This window comes from Henriciella sp., from assembly GCF_049649345.1.
Taxonomy (GTDB): Bacteria; Pseudomonadota; Alphaproteobacteria; order Caulobacterales; family Hyphomonadaceae; genus Henriciella.
The window spans coordinates 1-20,185 of record NZ_JBARZC010000666.1 but is presented as its reverse complement, the minus strand read 5'-3'; the positions used below and the strand labels follow the sequence as shown (position 1 = coordinate 20,185).

Here is a 20,185-nt window from a genome sequence, read left to right as displayed (position 1 = left end):
ATGTCGGCGCATAACTGTCCATCATGGGCGTATGAACGATGAGATCATGCGGCAGACGGATGGCCGCGCCGCCCACTTTCTTCAGGACGCGCTGACACGCCTCGGCATCGCCGGCAATGACCGCATCCGTTGCGCTGTACAGGATGGTCAGATCGCATCGCGGCTCGTCCGTCAGGGCTGCGCGGATTTCGCTTTCTGGGGCACGAAGCCGCCAGGTTTCCCAGCGAATGTTTTCGTCAGTAACCCAGGCTTTCCGGGCGGTCAGGAATTTCCCGGCGAGATCATCTGTATACATCCCGCTCTTGCCGATCGTGCCCATAAGGCCGTCTGCGTCTATCCATGCACCGAAGGCGATCAGCGAGTTTGTTTCGCCAGAAGAGAGGCCCATCGCGACGCTCGGTGCGACGCCGAGAAGGTCGCGCAGCAACAGCGTTTGCGCCTGCGAAATCAAGGTTGTCGCGCGCAACTGGTCGTAGGCGGACGAAAGATTGCCTGCGAGAAGGTCGCCAACCTCCTGCGCGGCAGGGAAACGTGTCGTGAGCAATTTGCCCAGTTCAGGAAACGCTGCGAACAACCCCTGGCCCATACCCCGATACGCAGCGGCAGCGCCCGTATACATAAATGCCAACTCGCCGCTCGCGGGGCCTTCGCCAAAGTAAATCCCATTGCCTTGAGGTGCTTGCCCGGCTTTGAGCGCGCCAATTGCAGCCTGGCGCCTGGCGGCGAGCGCGTCATCGCTCTCGGCAGTTATCGCCAGGCGGAGATGTCCGCTGGCCGCTTGTTCGCCTGTCTCAATCGCTTTTAGGAGGCCAGCCTTGTCGGCTGCGGCAAATACTTCAAGACGCGGGCTTGGGCGCAGCAGGTCCGGTGATGGCAATGGCTTTGTCTTGAGACGTGCTGTCCCTGCGTTGACCTCTATCGTCTGGATCGTCTGTTCAAGGTTCGGTGCGATGCCAGTGCGTTCGAGCTTGTAGCCGCGCCGGGCGAGTTCCGACTGAACGGCGAGCGATGCCAGCCCACCAGCCGCGTGCGACTGGCCGTATATGGTTTCGAGGATGGTCTCGGCGGTCTTGCCGCTTTTCAGCGTCCAGGATTTGAGCACCACCCCATCGTCGACGTCCTTGGCCCGTTTCAGGACCAGCGCAACCGCGGCATCGCCGCCATCCTCGCCGATGGCTTCACGATGGACCGGGTCTGCCGAAAGGTCGGCTGCTGCAACCACCGCAGCGTCGATTTCACCTGCCTGCAAGGCCCGCATGGCGAGCTCGAGGGCGCGAAGGCCGGACGCTTCTTCCTCCATCACTGCGAAGCCCATGGCCCGCCAGTCACCCCGAGAATTAAGCCGGTTTGCAGAAACATTGGGCATCGCGCCAAGCACGTCGCCGGGCTTTAGCGGAGGAGCAATCTGGTTGCGGGCGTCGTCGGCCGCTTGCGTTTGCGAACCAAGACCAAGGCGCGCTGCTATCCGCGCCCGGAGCATCCAGCGGGATGCTTCAGGTGAACAGGCAAAGCCGGTGAAGACGCCGACGCGTGCCTGGTCTGCGATCGAATGTCGCTCTATGGCTTCATCGACGGCATCCCAGAGCGCCAGCTGCTGGCCTTGCGAGGAGGCCAGCTCGGTCGGCGGTGTTCTCAGGGCGCGCGGGTTTGCCCGTACGTCCGCCATCTCCCTCCGAGGCGAGCCGGGCGGCCGGGACAGTTTCTGCAGAACGGCCGCGACCCCGCGGTCAGGACCAAGACAGAGACCTGTCGCGCAGATCGAGACTTTCGGCTGTTTGACTTCGCGCTGCTTGCGGGCCTTTGGCCGGGATCCATCATCCGCGGCGAGGATCAGGTGGGCATTGTTTCCGCCGAAGCCGAAATTGCTGAGCGCGGCGATGCGCGGCCTGTCTTTCGGCCAGGCGCCGCGTTGCGCAGGCGCAAGGTTGGATCTGCCGAAGGCTGACAGGGCGTCTCCGTCAATGCGGGTTGCCGGTATGATGCCCTCATTTACGGCATAAGTCAGCTTGATCAGGCTTGCCATGCCAGCCGCCGTGATGAGGTGGCCGAGATTGCCCTTCAGCGATCCGATTGGCAGGTCGGCGTTTCCGGCGAAGTGCTTTGCTGTTGCTGACAACTCCACGCTGTCACCGGTTGGCGTGCCGGTCGCATGAGCTTCGAGGAGGCCGATATCTTTTGACGGATCGAGACCCGAAACGCGCCAGGCCGCCTGCATGGCCTCGGCTTGGCCGCCCTCATCCGGCGCGAGGAGGGATTTGCGGCGCCCATCATTTGACAGACCGATACCGCGAATGACCCCGTGGACCATGTCATCCGGCGAACAGTCCGAGAGGCGTTTCAGCACCACCGCCGCTGCCCCTTCCGCGGGGACCAGCCCGTCTGCCCCCTCGACAAATGGCCGCGAACGCCCTGTCGGGCTGAGGGCATTGAGCGCCGAGAACCCCTGATGAAGGATCAGATTGTCGGCGCCGTTGACCGCAGCGGCGATCACGACATCGAGCGATCTGTCCTGCAATCGGTCGCAAGCGAGCTTGATGGCGTAAAGCGAGGAGGCGCAGGCCGCATCGAGCGCAAAGGCCGGCCCTTTAGCACCGAGCGCGCGGGCGAGAAGTCTTGCCGGACCGCCAGTGTTTAAGCGGTTGATAGGGTCGATGTCTGAGCGCCCTGACAGCCAGATGTCCGCGGCAAAGTCCGACAGGGCCCGGCTTGGATAGCCGAGATTGCCTGCGATGACGCCGACCTTTTTCGCCTTTGCCTTCGGCGCGCCTGCGTCGAGCCAGGCTTCACGCCCTGCGTGCAGCAGCCACTGAAAGACCGGGTCGAGACCGGCCGCATCAGTGTCTGCGAGATCGTAATCAAGAGGATTGAAGATGGTTTCAAACCCGCTGACGAAACCGCCCTGATAGGTCATCGACACGTGTTCTTCAGGTGTGACGCCCCATTTGCCTTCAGGCGGGGGCGAGAGGAGATCCCGCTCTTCGAGTATGGCTTGCCACAGCGCATCCGTTGTCAGCGCGCCGGGAAGCACGCAGCCGCGCCCGACAATGGCAATCGGCTCGAAATCCGGCTTAGCCATCTGCGAGTTCCGATCCTGCAATGAGTTCGACCGGGCAGGCGGGGCCCGCCATGACCGCATTTACAAATGTCTGCGCGCCGGCTTCGCGGGAGATGAGCTCGATGCCCATCTCCGCAAATTTGGCGCGAAGCCCATCATCGACCATGCCGCCATCCCAGGGACCCCATCCAATCGAGGTTACACAGGTGGCGGGATTGCCAGTCTTCAGGGCATGCGCGACGCGGTTCAGTATTTCATTCGCCATCGCATAATCGGCTTGGCCGGGATTTCCGTAGCGTGCGGCGACCGATGAGAAAAAGACAATATGTTTCAACGCGCTGGTATCGAGAGCTGAGAGAATGGACTGAAGCCCGAGGACTTTGGGCGAAAAGACGCGAGCGACCTGTTCGGCCGTCTTTTCCCGGATCAGCTTGTCGGCAAGAACGCCAGCGCCATGCACAAGGCCGTTGATCTCTCCGAAGGTCGTCTTGGCTGTCGCGATGGCGCCGGCAAGCTGGTGAGCGTTGCCGACATCGGCGGCAAGATAAATCGCGCGCGCGCCTGCAGTCTCGATGTGCGCCAATGTCTCGCGGATCTCAGCGCCAGCCAGGAGCGCCCGCGCTTGCGAATTGATCTGCGCCGGCGTCACCGCTCCTCCACTTGCCCTGGCGCGCTGGACCAGCAGGCCGCGCAATCGTTTTTCATCGCGTTCAAAGGGCAGATCGCCGGGCCAGTCTGCTGCTTCGGACCGGCCCAGTAGAACGAAGTTCGCGCGGGTTTCTTCGGCAAGTTTGATGATGCAGTCGGCGGTGACGCCGCGCGCCCCGCCTGTAACGAGAAAGGTCTCGTCCGGCCCCGGACGGATGGTGCCTTTCGGTGACCAGTGATGGTCCGTTTCCAACGGGACGAGCCGGCCGCTCGCCGAAAGGCCGACGCAGGGGGCCGCGCCCCCGGTCAGCAATTCTTCAAGCACGCGGTCTGCGGCGGGGCGGGGTCCGAACGCCTCGACATCGACATCTATTGTCCGAACGACAGCATCCGGAAATTCCTTCTGGGCCGTGCGGCTGAGCCCTGTGAGCCCGGACAGCCAGGCGCGATCATCTTCCGGCTGGAAACGTCCTCCGGAGTTCTGAAGCAGGACGAGCGGCCCGCCCTTTTGTTCGAAATGGCGCGCCATCGCCGCCAGCGACGTGACGGCGCCAGCATGAGAAGCGAGTGTATCGCCGCCGAGGCCGTGCGCGAGGATCAGGGCATCGGCCATTCCGCTCGGTTGATCGACTTCGCGTACGATAAAACCGGCTTCGGCGAGCGCTTGAACGAAGTGAAAATTGAGATCCTTGCTGGGCCCGATAAATTCGATAAGTCTCGCTTCGCGTAGCCCCGGTGTGACGCGCCCAACCGGCATTTGCTCGACATAGCTGACCGCACGCAGATCCAGCGTTTGCGCAGCTCGCGGCGTCTCAATCGTCGGCCGGGCGGGGCGGTCAGCACCTTGAGGCGCTGGCGCGCCCCCTAGCCAAAAAAATCGGCGATCTTCCGGATCGAGCGAAGCTCTGCGATCTGTTCAGGCTCGACTTCCGGCAGGTTCGGCATCGCATCGCGCAGGGCTGACAGGATTTCGACCTGTTTGATCGAGTCGACGCCAAGTTCGCCTTCAAGGTCCATGTCGTCTTCGAGCATATCGGCCGGATAACCGGTCTTTTCCGCGATCAGGCTGCGCACGAGCTCTGCCATGCCTCCAGATGGTGTAGCCGGCGACACCGCGGCAGGCGCCGGCGCGTGATAACCATTGCCATTCCCGTTTCCATTGCTGTGGACCGGAGCTGCAGACGCGGCTGGCGCCGCCGCCATTGTGCCAGCACCGGGCGACAGGAAGTCAGCAATCTTCCGGATGGTGCGTAGCTCTGTGATCTGCTCGGGTTCAATCTCTGGCAGATCCGGCATTTGCTCACGCAGGGCCGACAGGATCTCAACCTGCTTGATCGAATCGACGCCGAGCTCGCCTTCAAGGTCCATGTCGGGTTCCAGCATGTCGCTCGGATAGCCGGTCTTTTCCGCGACGAGCGCAGTGACAACAGCGCTAAAATCGGTCACGCCTGTCATTGCCGGTTGAGGTGCGGCTTGCGCAGGAGGGGAAGCAACCGGAGCTACGGCACTGGCAGCGACCGGCGCCGGTGCCGGCTGTGGCGCTGACGTGGGCGCAGCTTGTTGTGCCGGCGCAGGCGCGGCAGGTGGTTCAGCCTGGTAGGCCTGTCCATATCCGTTCGCAGGCGGTTGCGGTTGCGGCTGAGGAGCGGCTTCTGCGGGAGGCGCAATAATCTCTCGTCTCTGAGGGGCGGGCGCAGGCTCCGCCGCGGTGGACGCAGCGCCAAGGATTGACGCCGATGCCTGCAGGTATTGCGCATGGGCCGAACGCAGCGCTTCCATATAGTCTGAATGCGCCGTCGTCAGATTGGCGTGAATACGTTCAGCGGACGAATTTGGCGGGGTATTGGCGTTGGACACGGGATTGGCTCCTGACGGTACGCGGCTGGATGTCTGTTGAATCGGGTGTGATGCAGTAACGGCCGGCGGTGCGATTGGCGCGGGCGGCCTGGTCGATGTGATGGGGGCCGGCTGGACCGGCTTGTTGGCGTTTGGCGATGGCAGAGCCTCCGCACCGCCTTCCGGCGGATAGGGCTTTTTGTAATTGGCGCCGGTCAGATCGATCGCATGGCGCGACCGCTGGGGCCGGGCTTGCGGCGCGGGCATGTTGGCAAACAGCGCCTGGAAATCGACCTCGTGACCGAGGACGGCGAGCTTGCCAAGACCGGCGAGGAAGGCGGCAAGGCCATCGCCCTTCTTGTCATCGAGGGCAATAGCATTGGCCTTACCGGGTAGGATTTGATTGACCAGCGCGGTCAGCACCGTGCCTGGACCGGCTTCGAGGAAGGTGGTCACGCCATCGGCGGCCATGGCCTCGATAATCTCACGGAACCGCACCGCACTTTCGATTTGCGTTGCGAGCAGGTCGCGCTGTTTGGCATAAGCTGGCGGATAACGCTTGGAGGTGGCATTGGCGAAGACCGGGAAGGCGGCTTTAGAGAAGTCCACTTTCTCAAGTGACTTGCGGAAAGGCTGAACAGCGCCGGCGACGATTTTCGAATGGAAGGCCGACGCGACAGGCAAACGACGCGCTTTGATACCCGAGGCCTCGAGCGCCACCCGCAGGCGTTCAATGGCATCGACCGGACCTGAAAGGACGGTCTGCGTCGGCGCATTGTCGTTCGCGATGACCACATCCGGATAGTCTTTCAGGATGGGTTCAAGCGCATCGGCAGCCGCTTGCGTGGCAAGCATCGCGCCTTCATTTGACGCGGCAGCCTTGGCCATCAGGCTGGCCCGCTTATTGGCGACGGTCAGCGCATCCTTAGCCGTGAAGCTGCCCGCTGCATGCAGAGCCATGATTTCGCCGAAGCTGTGACCGGCTGCCGTGTCGGGGCTGATGCCGGCCTTGTCGAGCACGGCCAGAACAGCAAGCGTGGCCGCCGCGAGCGCGGGCTGAGTGTTCTCCATCGCCGTCAGTGCGTCGGTCTGGGCAATTGCCTCTTCGGGCGTGAAGGCCGAAGGCGGGAAGGCGAGGGCGTGCAGGTTCTGCTTTCCTGTCTTCTTGTGGCCTGCTGCGAGATCCCATGCGGCGCGCGCCTCTGGAAAGGCGACCGCCAGATCCTTGCCCATCCCGACATACTGGCTGCCTTGGCCGGGCATCAGAAAGGCGAGTTTGCCCGGACTGGCAGGGGATAGCGCGACGGAACAGCCTCTCGGCAGCGGGGCACTGTCTGTCTGGCCCGAGCTCAGCAGCCAGGCGAGCTTGCCGGCTTTGGCTGCATAGTCTTCGCCATCTGTCGCGACGATCGCCGCGCGGCACGTCGCTTCTTGGTCGAAGCTCGCATGACTTTCGCTTGCCGTAATCGCTAGGTCGTCCTCATGCTCCAGCCGGCTGGCGATGGCCTCCAGTTCTGTTTCAAGCTCAGCGGGGCTGTCTGCCGACACCATGAAAAGTTCGGCGGTCAAAGCCCGGTCCGGGTGAACCGCGTTCGGCCCGGAATACTCTTCCAGGGTCACATGGAAATTGGAGCCGCCAAAGCCAAAAGAGCTGACCGAGGCGCGTCTCGGATGGCTCTTGCCGCGTATCCATGGGCGAAGCTCGCGGTTCACATAGAAGGGAGAATTCTCGAGCGCGGGCGACGGCTCGTCGACTTTTATCGTGGGGGGCAGGGCCCTGCGGCTGAGCGCCATGACCGTCTTGATCATGCTCGCCGATCCGGCCGCGGCCTTTGTATGGCCGATCTGGGATTTCACCGAGCCGATGGCGCACCAGGGTTTATCGATCTCGATGTCATCGGGCGCAAAAACACGTTTCAGACCGCCAATTTCTGCCGCGTCGCCGGCTTTTGTGCCGGTCCCATGCGCTTCGACGAGTTCCACAGTTCGCGGATCGTACCCAGCTTGTTCGTAAGCCCGGCTCAGCGCGCGGGCCTGGCCTTCGGGAAGCGGTGCATAAATTGCGGTAGCGCGGCCATCAGAGCCTGCACCAATTCCCTTGATGAGGGCATGGATGCGGTTGCCATCACGCTCAGCGTCTTCGACGCGGCGGAGCGCCAGAATGCCGATCCCTTCGCCCAGCATCGTCCCGTCCGCCTTGGTGGAGAAGGGGCGGCAATCCTCAGTCGGCGAGAGGGCAGGGGTCTTGGAGAAACACATATACATCAGGATGTCGTTCAGCGCGTCGACCCCGCCCGCCAGCACCATGTCGCTGTCGCCTGCGCGCAGCTCATGGATTGCGCCGTGCAAGGCCGAAAGCGATGAGGCGCAAGCCGCATCTGTCACATAGTTCGAGCCGCCAAGGTCCATCCGGTTGGCGATGCGCCCTGCCACGACATTGCCGAGAAGGCCCGGGAAGGTACTCTCCTTCCACTCTGAAAAGTTGGAGGAAATCCGGTCGGCGATGTCCTGCACCTGGTCTTCCGACAAGCCTGCTTCGCGCAGACCTTTAACCCAGGAGGGCCGCTGGAGCCGGCCCGACATATGGCCGACAAGTTCGGTCGCAGAGGCAACACCGAGGATGCAGCTGGTACGCTTGCGGTCGATCGCGCCGTTCGTCGCCGCTTCGGCTTCATCGAGGGCCTGCTGCGCGACGATCAGGGCCAGCAGTTGAGCGGTGTCGGTCGCCTCGATCTGATTCGGCGGAATGCCAAACTGGAGCGGGTCGAACCCTTTCGGGCTCAGAAATCCACCACGCCGGCCATAGGTCTTGTCGGCTGCGCGCGGGTCAGCGGCATAATAGTCGTCGATCAGCCAGTGCGTCGGTGGCACAGGGCCCAATGTATCGACACCTTCGGCGATGTCCTTCCAGAAACCGAGCGTATCGCCGCGGCCTGGGAACATCGCCCCGAGACCGACGACGGCGATGTCGCCTGAAAATTCCTTTTTGTCGTTCATTCTGAACTAACCCCTCGTCAGAAATCCTTATTCGAATAAACCCGGACTGTAGTCGAAAGCCGATGGCGGAACATTCGTCCCGCTGGCCCGGAGTGTCTGAAGCCTTGTGATGTGCGCTGCGCCGTCCAGCAGGTTCCAGGCGATCTGTTTGACGGTTCGGCTTTCCAGCGGTTCGAGCGGGCTCCCCTTTGCCCACTCATTGAACGCCCCCATGGCCGGGCCGCACCAGATCTGGAAGTCCCTGAGCCGGGACGCCTCTCCTTCGCGGGCCCATTGGGCGCCGAAGAAGAGATACCGCCGGAAGACCAGAGCAAGCTGCTTTTTCGGATCGAGATCAGCCCTCGCGAGTTCGTTTGGATTGGTGTCAGCGAGGAAGGCTCGGGTTTTGGCCCACGCGCTTTCAAAACTCTCCCCAAGGGCAGTCTCGATGAATTTCTGCTCGGCCGGCGTGCAGTCTGCGAAGCCTGCCCGGTTCTGATAGAGTGCGCGCATCCTGTTGCCGCGCATGGCGAACAGCGTTCCGCGCTTCAGCACCTGAACCTCGACGCCTTGTTCGAACATGTCAGCCGCCGGTGTCATCGCGATATCGGCCGGGCCGGCATCGGCAAGCAGCTTGCGGCCTTCGAGCGACAGGCCTGACTCGACGGCAGACTGATTGACAGAGCCGGTGATGATATAGGCCGCGCCCATCTGAAAGGCGGCCGCAGCTGCTCCTGGCGTGCCAATCCCCCCGCCAAGACCGATCCTGATGAGGTCAGGGTCCAGACTGTGGACTTTGGCGGTCTCGCTCCGGGCCTGCGCAAGCGACGAGAAGAGCGGCCCCATGGGCCGATTGTCCGTGTGTCCACCGCTGTCGGCTTCGCCTGTAATGTCGCCAGCGACAGGCACCTGCCGGGCCAGATCAGCCTGACCGGGCGTAAGGTCGCCATTGGCGACGAGCGCTTGCAGGATCTTGTCCGGCGCCGGCGCCATGAACTGGCGCGCAACTTCCGCTCGGGAGACCTTGGCGAAGACATGCGTGCGCCGCTCGATCGACCCGTCCGCTCTCTTTTCGAGCCCCGCAGCGCTGTAGCGCACGATTTCCGGCGACAGCGCCATGAAGGCCGAGGCCGAGACGCGCGCCACGCCGCGTTGGAGAAACAGGTCGACAATCGCGCGCTCATATCCAGGCTGCTGCGGCGAATGGATGAGATTGGCGCCCCATGAAGGCGCCTGCCTGCCGAGGCCAGCTTCAATTTCAGAGAGACCTTCAGAGACAGTCTGTGGACGCAGACCGGCGCTTCCATAGAAGCCGACAAGCCCGGCTTTCACAGCCTCAATCACCATAAGAGGGGTTGCGATGCCGCGCGCCATTTCCCCAACAACATAGGCAAAGCGGCTGCCATGTGTGCGGGTGAAATTATGATCGCCCAGCCATTCGGGATAGATATTGCCTGCTCCGGCTGATGCCGTTTTTTCCAGCTGAGATTGACGCCCCTCGATCATCGTCGATGAGTTTGGAGTGGTTGTCTGGAAATCACCGGAGCCTAGCACGCATCATTTCCCCTTCTGGTTGTGGACTAAAGCTTGAATCGTCATCAGCATCAATCCAGCAACTGCGCTGAGTGAAGCGCAAAAAGTCAAAGACCGCAAATTTTGCAAACATTTGATCAAAAGCGCGGCACTGTTGCTACTGCAACAGAATGGTCGTGGCCCGTTCAGGCGACTGGTGTGTGTAACCCGTCAGCCCCAGGCGCCAAAGGCATGACAATTTGCAAGAGATATCCGCCGGATGAGTTCGCCTGTGAGGCGTAGGGGGTCGATAATCTGCCGGTGCAGAGAGTCATAGCCGGTCTCATCAGGCGATGTCGCTTCGAAACCAGGCTCTTCAACACCCGATACCAGTTCGGTATCATCGCGAGAGGCGGGATAGATGATATTGAGCCGCTCAACGGCCTCATCGATCTGAAGGTTCAGGACAAGGCCGATCAACTCCTCCACACTCGTGTCATGGCGTGCTGAGAAGTTGCGCAGCCGGCCCACCAGGCTCAGCGCATACATCATCAGGGCCTGGCGCAGACCATGAAGGGCATGAATCTCGAGCCGCGCTTCATGGCGCGCTTCCACTGACGGGGAATCTTCGAGCGCCGCCAGAAGCTCGTCGAACTGTATGAGGTCGACGGCAAGGATATTGGCGATTTTCTTGAGGCTCGAATTGGTCTCATACGAGCTGACCGTATTGGCCACCCGCCTGAGCGCTGTCTCATTACAGGCATGGCCATGTTTTGCGATCGCGAGCCAGACTTCCGGGTCGTATACATTCGCATAGCCGCGAAGGCTGGGCAGGCTGGTCAGCATTCTGGCCGAGGTCGCTAGCATGATCAGCGAACGCATGCGGCTCGACTGGTCAATCAGGTCTTTCAGACGCTCGGTTTCCCGCTGGATCGATGACCCGATGCCGCAGGCGGAATTGAGGGGAACCCCGAGTTGCTGCAACAGCGCATTGTGAGAGATTGCGCGGATTGCCGATGGACCGGCGATCACACCGCCTGCGCGCTTGACCGGCCGCGACCCGGCCTTGACCAGAAACCCTGTCGCAAAGCCGCCGAGGAGGCGCGCATAGTCAGGATTGCCAAACAACGTCTCATGCCAGTTTCGCAGCGACCGGTAGGCGTCCCAGACGAAGTCGGTGCGCTGGTAGAACGGATCGTTCTCCGCGTCGTCGATATCTGAGAGAATGTGTTCGCAAAAGGCGGCATAGGTGGCTTCAGAGAGCTCACGCGTACCGAAGTGGAGAAAGCCGTCTCCGCCCTGGAAACTGACCTCGTGAAGCGGATGGATGCCACGCCTGACGAGGCCGGCCCGTGTCCAGCGCGTCAGAAGGTGATCGAACCGCTGCTCGAACGTGCCCGGATAGGCCCCGCGCCCCATCGACTCGCCATGCGTGTTGAAAAAGAGAAGCCCGACGCCCGGCAGTTTGTCGCCGAGTGCCTGGCCGATCAGATTATGGATCCGCTCGATCGCCATATTGCCCGCCACCTGGCCGATGAAGCGGCCCGAGTCGGAAAAGCCGAGCTGGATCGAGAGATAGCCGCGCTGCTTCACATAATCGATGAACGCAGGCTCCTCTAAAAGACGTTCGACAAACCGTCCGCCCGTCTCCAGCGCTTCCGGGGTCTCGAAAAGCGGCGAGATGTCGAGCGCATGATCGACGCCATACTGGCGGGCGAGATGCAGCGCGCCCATGACGGTCGCCGGGTTCTCACTCTCGGCGATCAGGAAGCGGATGGGAGACTTCGCGTCGATATGCTTGAGGATCTGCGCGCACATCATGAACTGACGGCGCGCTGTCGATTGCTCAATAAACAGGTCTGCGAAATTGACTGGGCGGGTGTCGTCCCCGGTCGCCATTTTTGCCAGCCGGCGAAGCGCGACGCGTCCGAAATCGCTGTCTTCGGTCTCAAGATCGAGGTCGCGCGACAGGACGGTGCGGACCTGAGCTGCATTGACCCGCAGATGTATGCGGGCCGTGCCCAGCTGCAGGGTCTCGACCTCTGATTTCAGGACAAGTAGCTCGGCGGCGAGATCATCCGGCGTGCCGGCGTCCTCGATCAGTGTTTCGATTGGACGGATAATGTCAGCACTGTCAGTCAGCTTGTCCGCGCTATCAGCGGTCAGGAAATTCGCCGCCTTGATCAGCGTCGCCGGATCGAACAGGTCGCCCTCGAACAGGCTTGCAGCCTCGGCAGTGTGTTTCTCAGCCGCCTCTAGCCGGGCCGCGAGCGCCTCGAGCGGGGCGGCCTCCTTCAGATCGCGAAGCCGGCCGGCATAATAGCCGAGCTGAACGGCCTTTTCGCGGAGGCGGAGGGCGATGGATTGCGACCAGTGAATATCCGTGCGGCCATCAAGGTCATAGCCGACCCAGCTCGCAATCGTCGGCAGCACAGGGTCGAATTGCTTCCATTGCTCGGGAAAGTGCTTGCGAGCCGTCGCCACAATCAGGCGCGCATAGGATCGCGCCGCATCCCGCGCATTTGCGATCGCAGCTTGTGTTTCCTCATGCTCGCTGATCAGCGTTATCTGGTCTGGCCAGTCGGCTTGCGGGGCATAGGCGGCAGACCGGAGCGCTTCACGCGTCTCCTTGCTGTCGGCCGTCACAAACTTCGCGAAATTCTCGCGGAGTGACCGCGACAGGGCGAAGGTCGGGTGCGCAGTAAACACGATCCCGCCATGGCCGCGGCAGGCGGCCTGGCGAAACGCCTCAGCCCCTTGCCCGGCAGCCTGGTCCAGCCGATTTGAGACGGTGTCCCATGTCGACTTGCCGCCGACGCCTTCGTGCTGGTCTCTGAACGTATCGGCGCGGTCGACCAGGAGCTCGAAATGGATCTGATCAATAAGCGGCGCCACGTCATCAAGCTGGCGCTTGCCGCAGTCGAGATCCTGAAAGAGCGACCGGGCGAATGAGAAGACCGAATTGGTCAGCGGATCAGTGCCAATGTGTGCGGCATAGTCCCGAAGCCTGTCTCTGACAGCATCGAGCTTGATGGTCGTTGCAAGGTCTTCGCTGTTTGAGCTGCCAGCCATGGTATCTCCTATTGGGGCCGGAAAAGCCGGCGCCGAGCCTGCTCTGCCGTGTTAGGTGACCATGCGTCAAGCGCCGTCGCCAAGGAGTTTGGACCTGGACGATCGGTCTGACCATGAAGCAGGCGCATGATCTCCAGATTGACCTCTGGTCAGCATGGCGGGGTACTGCGATCTGTGGCTTACTGGTTTCATGAACGCCCGTCAGAGGCGCCGCTACAGGGAGAAACGCAGATGCCAAGATTGAGACAGGTGCGGAAACAGGATGCAGATCCGTTCGCCCGGAAGCTTTACAATGTGCTGTTCGGCGATCGCGATCCTGTCGATCAGCCGGGAACGGCCACGGGCACGCCCGGCAATTGGTGGACCGTATTTGCGCTCGTGCCTGACGCCTTCAAGCACACGACGGAAGGGTTTCAGTTCTACCGGTCTGAAAACCGCACGATCGATCCCAAATTGCGCGAGCTTGGGCAGATCAGGGCGGGGTGGGCGCGTGGCTCCCAGTTCGTCTTCTCCCAGCACTGCAAGGCGTCACGCGATGTCGGCCTCAGCGAAGACCAGATCGAGGCGATCCCGCACTGGACCGTGGCTGATTGTTATTCGAAGATCGAGCGGGCCGTTCTTGCCTACACAGACTGCCTCGTCCTTCAGGGCGGCCGCGTGCCGGATGGCGTCTTTGACGCGCTCAAGGCCGAACTTTCGGACGAAGAAATCCTTGAGCTGACTTATGTGACGGCGACGTACGATATGCATGCCACAATGAGCCGGGCGCTGAAGCTTGAATATGATGATATCGATGAGCGTGTCGTCGAGATTGCCGCTCCCGCAGGCTCCGATGACGATGTGATGGGAATGGTCGACGAGAAATCAGAATAGGAGAGGGTAAGGCAATGGGATATCACCATCTGGCTTTGGCCGCGAAAGACATCAGGAAAATCCACGCCTTTTACGAAGGCATTCTCGGCTTCGAGCTTATGAAGGTCGAGGTTGGCCCTTCGCCGGGCGGCGGCTGGGCCAAGCATTTCTTCTACCGCATGGAAGACGACAGCAAGTTCATCGCCTTCTGGGACATGCATGACATTCCAGGCAGTGACGGTTTCGAGCCGAATATCTCAAAAGCGGCTGGCCTGCCGGACCACATCAATCACATCTCCTTTGACGTGAAAGACAAGGCCGATCTCGACCGGCGCCGACAGCAATGGCTGGATGCGGGTCTCGATGTCATGGAAGTCGATCATAACTGGTGCCATTCGATCTATACCAAGGACCCGAATGACAACCTTGTCGAATTCTGCCTGACCACCGGCAGCTTTTCCGAGAAAGACCGGCAGACGGCGCTCGCTGAACTCGAGACCGCCAAGCCCAATTTCTCGAAACCGCCGGCCAGTATGGAGGTGCACAAGGCGCCGTCAAAGGCGTCTGCAGGCTGAGGCAATTGGCGAAGACAGGCTCAAAACATCAGGGGCGGCGTTGAAGCCTGAAGCAAACATGCCAATTCTATAGGCAGAGCAGTAACGGCCGAAAGGACGCTGGCCCCGGCATGAAAGACCAAGCCATCTTCCGCGCGGCCATGGCGCAGCTCGGCTCAGCGGTCTGCGTGATCGCAACCGACGGCCCGGCCGGACGCTATGGTATTACGGTGTCAGCGGTTACCAGCGTCTCTGATGAGCCCCCTTCGCTGATCGCCTGCATCAATCGTGCGTCCGGCGCCAATTCGATCGTGAAGACGAACGCCAAGCTGTCGGTCAACGTGCTGTCCAGCGAACAGCAGGATATCAGCCACGTCTTCGCGTCGGGCGCGACGAAGCCGGAAACCCGATTTGAGACGGGCGAATGGAGCACGAGCCACCTTGGCAATCCGCTTCTGGAAGAGACCGCTGCGAGCTTCGACTGTACTGTCGACAAGGTCATCGAATACGGCACGCATTCTGTCTTCTTCTGCAAGGCCGAGAGCATCTGCGTCAGCGATACGGCGAATTGTCTGATCTATCATGGCCGCGCCTATCATCGCATCCAGGCCTATGACTAAGCTCGAGCGCCCAGTGCGCCAGGAAGACATTGCCGTCCGGATTCTCGACAAGCATGCCGACGTGATCGAAGCGGCTCTGACCTCGCGCTTCCCGCGTGTCCGGGTGAGCCGCGAGCCATTGCCAGGCGCTGCGCCATTTCGTGTGCTGATCAGCTTCCGCCCGCCAGCCGACGAGAAACTCGATCAATATCACTGGGTCCATTCGACGGGCGCCGGCGTCGATGCGATCTGCGCCGGGCTCACTGAAACCTCAGAGCCACCCGTCATCACGCGGACTACGGGGCGGATGGGCGAGCAGATAGCCGAATACTGTCTCGCCTATGCGCTGGGCTTCCTGCAGCGCAAGGCGCTTCGCGACGAGTTGCAGGCCGCTCGGATCTGGGGAAAAGGGGAGGCGGCACCGCGTTTCCTGTTCGGCAGCAAGGTCGCGATCATTGGGACAGGCGACATTGGCGCAGCGATCGGCCGGGCATTTGCGGCGCTTGGCGCCGAGGTTGCGGGCTACTCCCGGTCCGGCAAGGCTGTGGCAGGTCTCGGCAAGGTCAGGACACTCAAGAATGCAGACGGCCTCTCCGGCATGGACGTCGTGATCCTTGCACTGCCATCAACGGCGGCGACTGAGGGGCTCGTATCAGATGAATTGTTAAGCGGCCTTTCCGGCACGCTCCTCATCAACATAGGGCGCGGATCGACGCTCGATACAAAGGCTCTGAGGCGTGCCCTCGAAGAAGGGAAAGTCAGCCGGGCCGTTCTCGACGTCTTCGAGGAGGAGCCATTGCCGCACGATGACTGGCGGTGGGCGCACCCACAGGTCACCGTCACGCCGCACGTTGCGGGTCTCACATTGCCGGATGACGCGGTAAACCGGTTTTGTGAGCTTCTGGAAGACTTTCTTGAGACTGGTAATCTGCCGCCATCGCTCGATCCTGACAGAGGGTATTGAGGCTCAGGGCAGGGCGTTCAGAAGGCGCACCAGAAAGTCCGACAAAAGCCGGTTGCGGGTGAGGCCTGCGACATCTTCATGGATCGCAAGCCAGAAAGCACGCTGCACATTTATGTCACTGGGCAAGAGTTGCACGAGGTCCGGATTTCGCTTTGCCATGAAGGCGGGAAGGATGCCCACGCCGGCCCCCGCACTGACCATTTCAAACTGCGCAATGATGCTCGGGCTGCAGAGATTGGGTGAAAGGCCCGGCAATAGCTCGTCGAAATAGTGAAGTTGCGCGGAATAGATGAGATCATCGACATAGCCCACAAGGGTATGGTGCTGGAGGTCGTCGCGCGAGCGGATGTCCGGCTGCGTGTCGAGATAGGCAGCCGTTCCATACAGGTGCAACGAATAATCCGAAAGCTTGCGCACTTTTAGGCGCCCCGATGACGGACGTGCCAGCAGGATCGACATGTCGGCCTGGCGTTTCGGGACGCTGACAAAGCCTGAGAGTGCAATGAGATCTATGTCGATCTTTGGATGCCGTTGCTTGAAATCGCCAAGCGCGGGCGCGATCAGTGCTGAGCCAAGGCCTTCCGTCACGCCCAGCCGGATGCGGCCTTCGGCGCGCTGCTCGCTGGTGCGTTCGGCCAGGATGTCCAGCGAAGCCGATTCCATTGCCTCGACACGGGCAACAAGTTTTTCTCCGGCGACTGTGAGGACATGGCCGCGCCGTGTCCGCTCAAACAGCGTCACGCCAAGCTCGTGTTCGAGCCGTTTGATCCGGCGGCTAATCGTTGTCGCATCAAGATGGGTCTGTGCCGCTGCCTCTTCGAGCTTCGGCCTGCGGCTTACGTCGAGAAAGAGTTTAAGATCATCCCAGTTCATGATGCGGTCAGTATCCTGCAAAATTGCAGATATAAACTGCATTCATCCATGTTTACCAGCAAATGCACAGGCCCTATGTGGGGAGCAACGAAGTTTCAGGGAGAAACAAGAGATGCGGCACGTTCATCACTTTATCGCAGGCGAGGCTGTCGAAGGATCCTCCGGCCGGTTTGGCGACATCTACAATCCGAACACAGGCGATATTCAGGCCAAGGTCGCGCTCGCGAGCGATGCTGAAGTCGACAAGGCGGTTGAGGCCGCGAAGGGCGCACTCCCTGAATGGGCCGCGACCAACCCGCAGCGCCGGGCGCGCATCCTGTTCAGGTTCAAGGACCTGCTCGAGCAGAACATAGACGAGCTGGCCGAGTTGCTCTCGTCCGAACACGGCAAGGTGGTCGCGGACTCCAAGGGCGACGTTCAGCGCGGCATCGATGTGGTCGAGTTTGCTTGCGGCATCCCGCACCTGCAGAAGGGCGAATATACCGAGGGCGCCGGCCCTGGCATCGACGTCTATTCCATGCGCCAGCCGCTGGGTGTGGTCGCCGGTATCACACCATTCAACTTTCCGGCCATGATCCCGTGCTGGATGTTTGCCGTCGCGATCGCCTGCGGAAATACATTCGTCCTGAAGCCGTCGGAGAAGGACCCGTCCGTTCCGGTTCGTCTGGCTGAGCTGTTTCTCGAAGCTGGCGCGCCGGAAGGCGTGCTCAACGTCGTACATGGCGACAAGACGTCCGTCGATGCGATCCTGAAACATCCCGATATCAAAGCCGTCAGCTTTGTCGGCTCGTCCGACATTGCCCAATATGTCTACGCAACCGGCACGGCGCACGGAAAGCGCGTGCAGGCCATGGGCGGGGCGAAGAACCATGGCATCATCATGCCGGACGCGAACCTCGACCAGGCTGTGAAAGATATCGTCGGCGCTGCCTATGGCTCGGCTGGCGAGCGCTGCATGGCGCTGCCTGTGGCCGTGACCGTCGGCAAGAAGACTGGCGACGAGTTTGTAGAGCGAATGCTGGATGCTGCGAGCAATCTGAAGGTCGGTATCTCGACGGACAGGGATGCCCATTACGGGCCGGTCGTCTCAGCCGCCCACAAGGCGAAGGTCGAGGACTATATCCGCATGGGCGCTGAGGAAGGCGCTGAGCTTAAGCTCGATGGCCGCAATCATACGCTACAGGGCTATGAGAACGGCTTCTTCGTGGGGCCGACCCTGTTCGACCATGTGAAGCCTGAAATGACGACCTACAAGGAAGAGATCTTCGGCCCGGTGCTGCAGGTTGTCCGCGCCGAAACGCTGGAAGAGGCCGCCGCGCTGCCGTCCAATCACCAGTACGGCAATGGTGTTGCGATCTTCACCTCGAATGGCCGCGCCGCGCGCGAGTTTGCCGCGCAGGTCAATGTCGGCATGGTCGGCATCAATGTGCCAATCCCGGTGCCGGTCAGCTATCATACCTTCGGCGGCTGGAAGCGGTCGGCCTTTGGCGACACCAACCAGCACGGCCCGGAAGGCGTGAAGTTCTGGACCAAGATCAAGACCGTCACCCAACGCTGGCCGGAAGGCGATATCGGCGATCAGGCTTTCATCATCCCGACAATGCAATAAGTCTGATTTCAGCTAGGACTGAAGGGATAGCCCCATGACGCTTCTGACCGAAGAACAGACGATGATTTCCGACGTGGCGAAGAGTTTTGCCATGGGTGAGCTGCGCCCGCATGCCGCCGAATGGGACAAGGCCGGGCACATGGACCGCTCCAAGCTTGTCGCGCTGGGCGAGCTTGGTTTTGGCGGGATTTATACGCAGGAGGAACATGGAGGATCGGGGCTCGGCCGGCTCGATGCAGCGCTGATCTTTGAACAGCTCTCGCGCGGCGACATCAGCCATGCGGCTTTCCTGTCCATCCACAATATGGCGACCTGGATGATCGACAGCTTCAGCCATGATCAGCTGCGAGCGAAATATGTGCCGCGCCTCACGGCCACAGAGCTCATTGCCTCCTACTGCCTGACCGAACCGGGCGCGGGGTCTGATGCAGCGAGCCTCAAGACGACTGCGAAGCTGGACGGTGACGAATATGTGCTGAACGGCGCGAAAGTCTTCATTTCGGGCGCAGGGTTTTCGGATATCTATGTCGTCATGGCACGCACGGCCGATGGGGGCGCGAAAGGCGTCTCGACCTTCGTGGTCGACAAGGACGCGCCCGGCCTCTCCTTCGGCAAGCACGAAGACAAGATGGGCTGGCGCGCGCAGCCGACGGCGATGGTGAATTTTGACGATTGCCGCATCCCGGCGACGAACCGCGTTGGCGACGAAGGCAATGGCTTCAAATTCGCCATGGCGGGTCTTGATGGCGGGCGGCTGAATATTGCGGCCTGTGCCCTTGGCGGCGCGCAGGACGCCCTCGACAGGTCCTTTGCCTATGTGCAGGAGCGCAAGCAGTTTGGCCGCGCCATCATCGATTTTCAGGCGACGCAGTTCAAGCTCGCCGACATGGAGACCGAACTGGCTGCGGCCCGCTCGCTTCTCTACGATGCGGCCCGCAAGGTCGACGCGGGCGCGCCGGATAAGACAAAGTTCTGCGCCATGGCCAAACGTTTCGTCACGGATACCGCTTCCAAGGTCGCCAATGACGCGCTGCAGCTGCATGGCGGCTATGGCTATCTCGGCGACTATGAAGTCGAGCGGATCGTACGCGACCTCCGCGTCCACCAGATCCTCGAAGGCACGAATGAAATCATGCGCGTGATCGTCGCGCGCGAAATGATGAAGGGTCAGGTATGAGCGAACCGAGTATTATCGCGCGCAAACAGGGCCGGGCAGGGCGGATCACACTCAACCGGCCGAAGGCGCTGCATGCGCTCAATCAGGACATGTGCGATCTGATGACGGACGCGCTGGTCAACTGGCGCGATGACCCGCAAATCGAACTGATTGTCGTCGATCATGCCGACGGTACGCGTGGTTTTTGCGCGGGCGGCGATATCCGTATGCTGCAGGAGTCCGGCAAGGCGGATGGGCAGGAAGCGCGTGATTTTTTCGCCTCCGAGTACCGGCTCAACACGCTGATCAAGGAATATCCAAAACCCTATGTCGCGATCCAGGACGGCGTGACGATGGGCGGCGGCGTCGGCATTTCGGTGCATGGCACATACCGCGTCGCTACACCCAACACTCTCTTCGCCATGCCGGAAAGCGGCATTGGCCTGTTCCCGGATGTCGGCGGCGGCTGGTTCCTGCCG

Annotated in this window: 13 protein-coding genes; 7 read left to right on the top strand and 6 right to left on the bottom strand. The window is 61.3% G+C overall.

The genetic code is table 11. From position 1 onward, the window contains the following. The 5 genes from WA989_RS18325 to WA989_RS18305 form a co-directional block, all read right to left on the bottom strand. Nucleotides 1-3,076 (bottom strand): beta-ketoacyl synthase N-terminal-like domain-containing protein (locus WA989_RS18325; protein ID WP_424341910.1); only part of this gene is annotated, 3,076 nt, incomplete at its 3' end. After that, the gene (locus WA989_RS18320) at nt 3,069-4,460 is read right to left on the bottom strand and encodes an SDR family NAD(P)-dependent oxidoreductase (protein ID WP_424341909.1); all 1,392 of its coding nucleotides are present in this window, start codon (nt 4,458-4,460) and stop codon (nt 3,069-3,071) included. The genes WA989_RS18325 and WA989_RS18320, both read right to left, overlap by 8 nt. A gap of 107 nt (nt 4,461-4,567) precedes the next feature. Then, the gene (locus WA989_RS18315) at nt 4,568-8,536 is read right to left on the bottom strand and encodes a beta-ketoacyl synthase N-terminal-like domain-containing protein (protein WP_424341908.1); all 3,969 of its coding nucleotides are present in this window, start codon (nt 8,534-8,536) and stop codon (nt 4,568-4,570) included. 27 nt (nt 8,537-8,563) lie between these two features. Continuing rightward, nucleotides 8,564-10,069, bottom strand: coding sequence for a PfaD family polyunsaturated fatty acid/polyketide biosynthesis protein (locus tag WA989_RS18310; RefSeq protein WP_424341907.1), 1,506 nt, complete (start codon nt 10,067-10,069; stop codon nt 8,564-8,566). A 189-nt stretch (nt 10,070-10,258) separates the two neighbouring features. Further along, a complete protein-coding gene (locus WA989_RS18305; RefSeq protein ID WP_424341906.1) occupies nt 10,259-13,099 on the bottom strand; it encodes a phosphoenolpyruvate carboxylase in 2,841 nt (946 codons plus the stop codon). Nucleotides 13,100-13,330: 231 nt separating this feature from the next. Here WA989_RS18305 and WA989_RS18300 point away from each other — a divergent pair, with 231 nt between their 5' ends. From WA989_RS18300 to WA989_RS18285, 4 genes are all read left to right on the top strand, one after another. After that, nucleotides 13,331-13,972 (top strand): carboxymuconolactone decarboxylase family protein, encoded by a 642-nt coding sequence (locus tag WA989_RS18300; RefSeq protein WP_424341905.1) that lies wholly within the window; start codon nt 13,331-13,333, stop codon nt 13,970-13,972. A gap of 14 nt (nt 13,973-13,986) precedes the next feature. Beyond that, entirely contained in the window at nt 13,987-14,526 is a 540-nt protein-coding gene (locus WA989_RS18295; protein ID WP_424341904.1) for a VOC family protein, read from the top strand. A 110-nt stretch (nt 14,527-14,636) separates the two neighbouring features. Next, nucleotides 14,637-15,125, top strand: a complete 489-nt coding sequence (locus WA989_RS18290) for a flavin reductase family protein (protein WP_424341903.1) — start codon at nt 14,637-14,639, stop codon at nt 15,123-15,125. Further along, entirely contained in the window at nt 15,118-16,068 is a 951-nt protein-coding gene (locus WA989_RS18285; RefSeq protein ID WP_424341902.1) for an NAD(P)-dependent oxidoreductase, read from the top strand. The genes WA989_RS18290 and WA989_RS18285 overlap by 8 nt, the downstream gene beginning before the upstream one ends. A 3-nt stretch (nt 16,069-16,071) precedes the next feature. Here the strand turns inward: WA989_RS18285 and WA989_RS18280 are convergent, their stop codons facing one another. Beyond that, entirely contained in the window at nt 16,072-16,941 is an 870-nt protein-coding gene (locus WA989_RS18280; protein ID WP_424341901.1) for a LysR family transcriptional regulator, read from the bottom strand. Between the two features lie 112 nt (nt 16,942-17,053). Between WA989_RS18280 and WA989_RS18275 the strand changes: the two genes are divergently transcribed. The 3 genes from WA989_RS18275 to WA989_RS18265 form a co-directional block, all read left to right on the top strand. Next, nucleotides 17,054-18,550: a CoA-acylating methylmalonate-semialdehyde dehydrogenase gene (locus WA989_RS18275; protein ID WP_424341900.1), complete on the top strand. Its 1,497-nt coding sequence runs from the start codon at nt 17,054-17,056 to the stop codon at nt 18,548-18,550. 34 nt (nt 18,551-18,584) lie between these two features. Beyond that, nucleotides 18,585-19,727 carry an acyl-CoA dehydrogenase family protein gene (locus WA989_RS18270; protein WP_424341899.1) on the top strand — a complete coding sequence of 381 codons (1,143 nt, stop codon included), beginning with the start codon at nt 18,585-18,587 and terminating at the stop codon, nt 19,725-19,727. Beyond that, nucleotides 19,724-20,185, top strand: a 462-nt coding sequence (locus WA989_RS18265) for an enoyl-CoA hydratase/isomerase family protein (protein WP_424341898.1), incomplete at its 3' end; no start/stop codon positions are given. The genes WA989_RS18270 and WA989_RS18265, both read left to right, overlap by 4 nt.

Bases quoted from the DNA above. Each gene is read 5' to 3' on its own strand.
- WA989_RS18320 (WP_424341909.1), bottom strand. From the start codon at position 4,460: ATGCCGGTTGGGCGCGTCACACCGGGGCTACGCGAAGCGAGACTTATC.
- WA989_RS18295 (WP_424341904.1), top strand. From the start codon at position 13,987: ATGGGATATCACCATCTGGCTTTGGCCGCGAAAGACATCAGGAAAATC.
- WA989_RS18285 (WP_424341902.1), top strand. From the start codon at position 15,118: ATGACTAAGCTCGAGCGCCCAGTGCGCCAGGAAGACATTGCCGTCCGG.
- WA989_RS18290 (WP_424341903.1), top strand. From the start codon at position 14,637: ATGAAAGACCAAGCCATCTTCCGCGCGGCCATGGCGCAGCTCGGCTCA.
- WA989_RS18300 (WP_424341905.1), top strand. From the start codon at position 13,331: ATGCCAAGATTGAGACAGGTGCGGAAACAGGATGCAGATCCGTTCGCC.
- WA989_RS18315 (WP_424341908.1), bottom strand. From the start codon at position 8,536: ATGAACGACAAAAAGGAATTTTCAGGCGACATCGCCGTCGTCGGTCTC.
- WA989_RS18305 (WP_424341906.1), bottom strand. From the start codon at position 13,099: ATGGCTGGCAGCTCAAACAGCGAAGACCTTGCAACGACCATCAAGCTC.
- WA989_RS18280 (WP_424341901.1), bottom strand. From the start codon at position 16,941: ATGAACTGGGATGATCTTAAACTCTTTCTCGACGTAAGCCGCAGGCCG.
- WA989_RS18275 (WP_424341900.1), top strand. From the start codon at position 17,054: ATGCGGCACGTTCATCACTTTATCGCAGGCGAGGCTGTCGAAGGATCC.
- WA989_RS18270 (WP_424341899.1), top strand. From the start codon at position 18,585: ATGACGCTTCTGACCGAAGAACAGACGATGATTTCCGACGTGGCGAAG.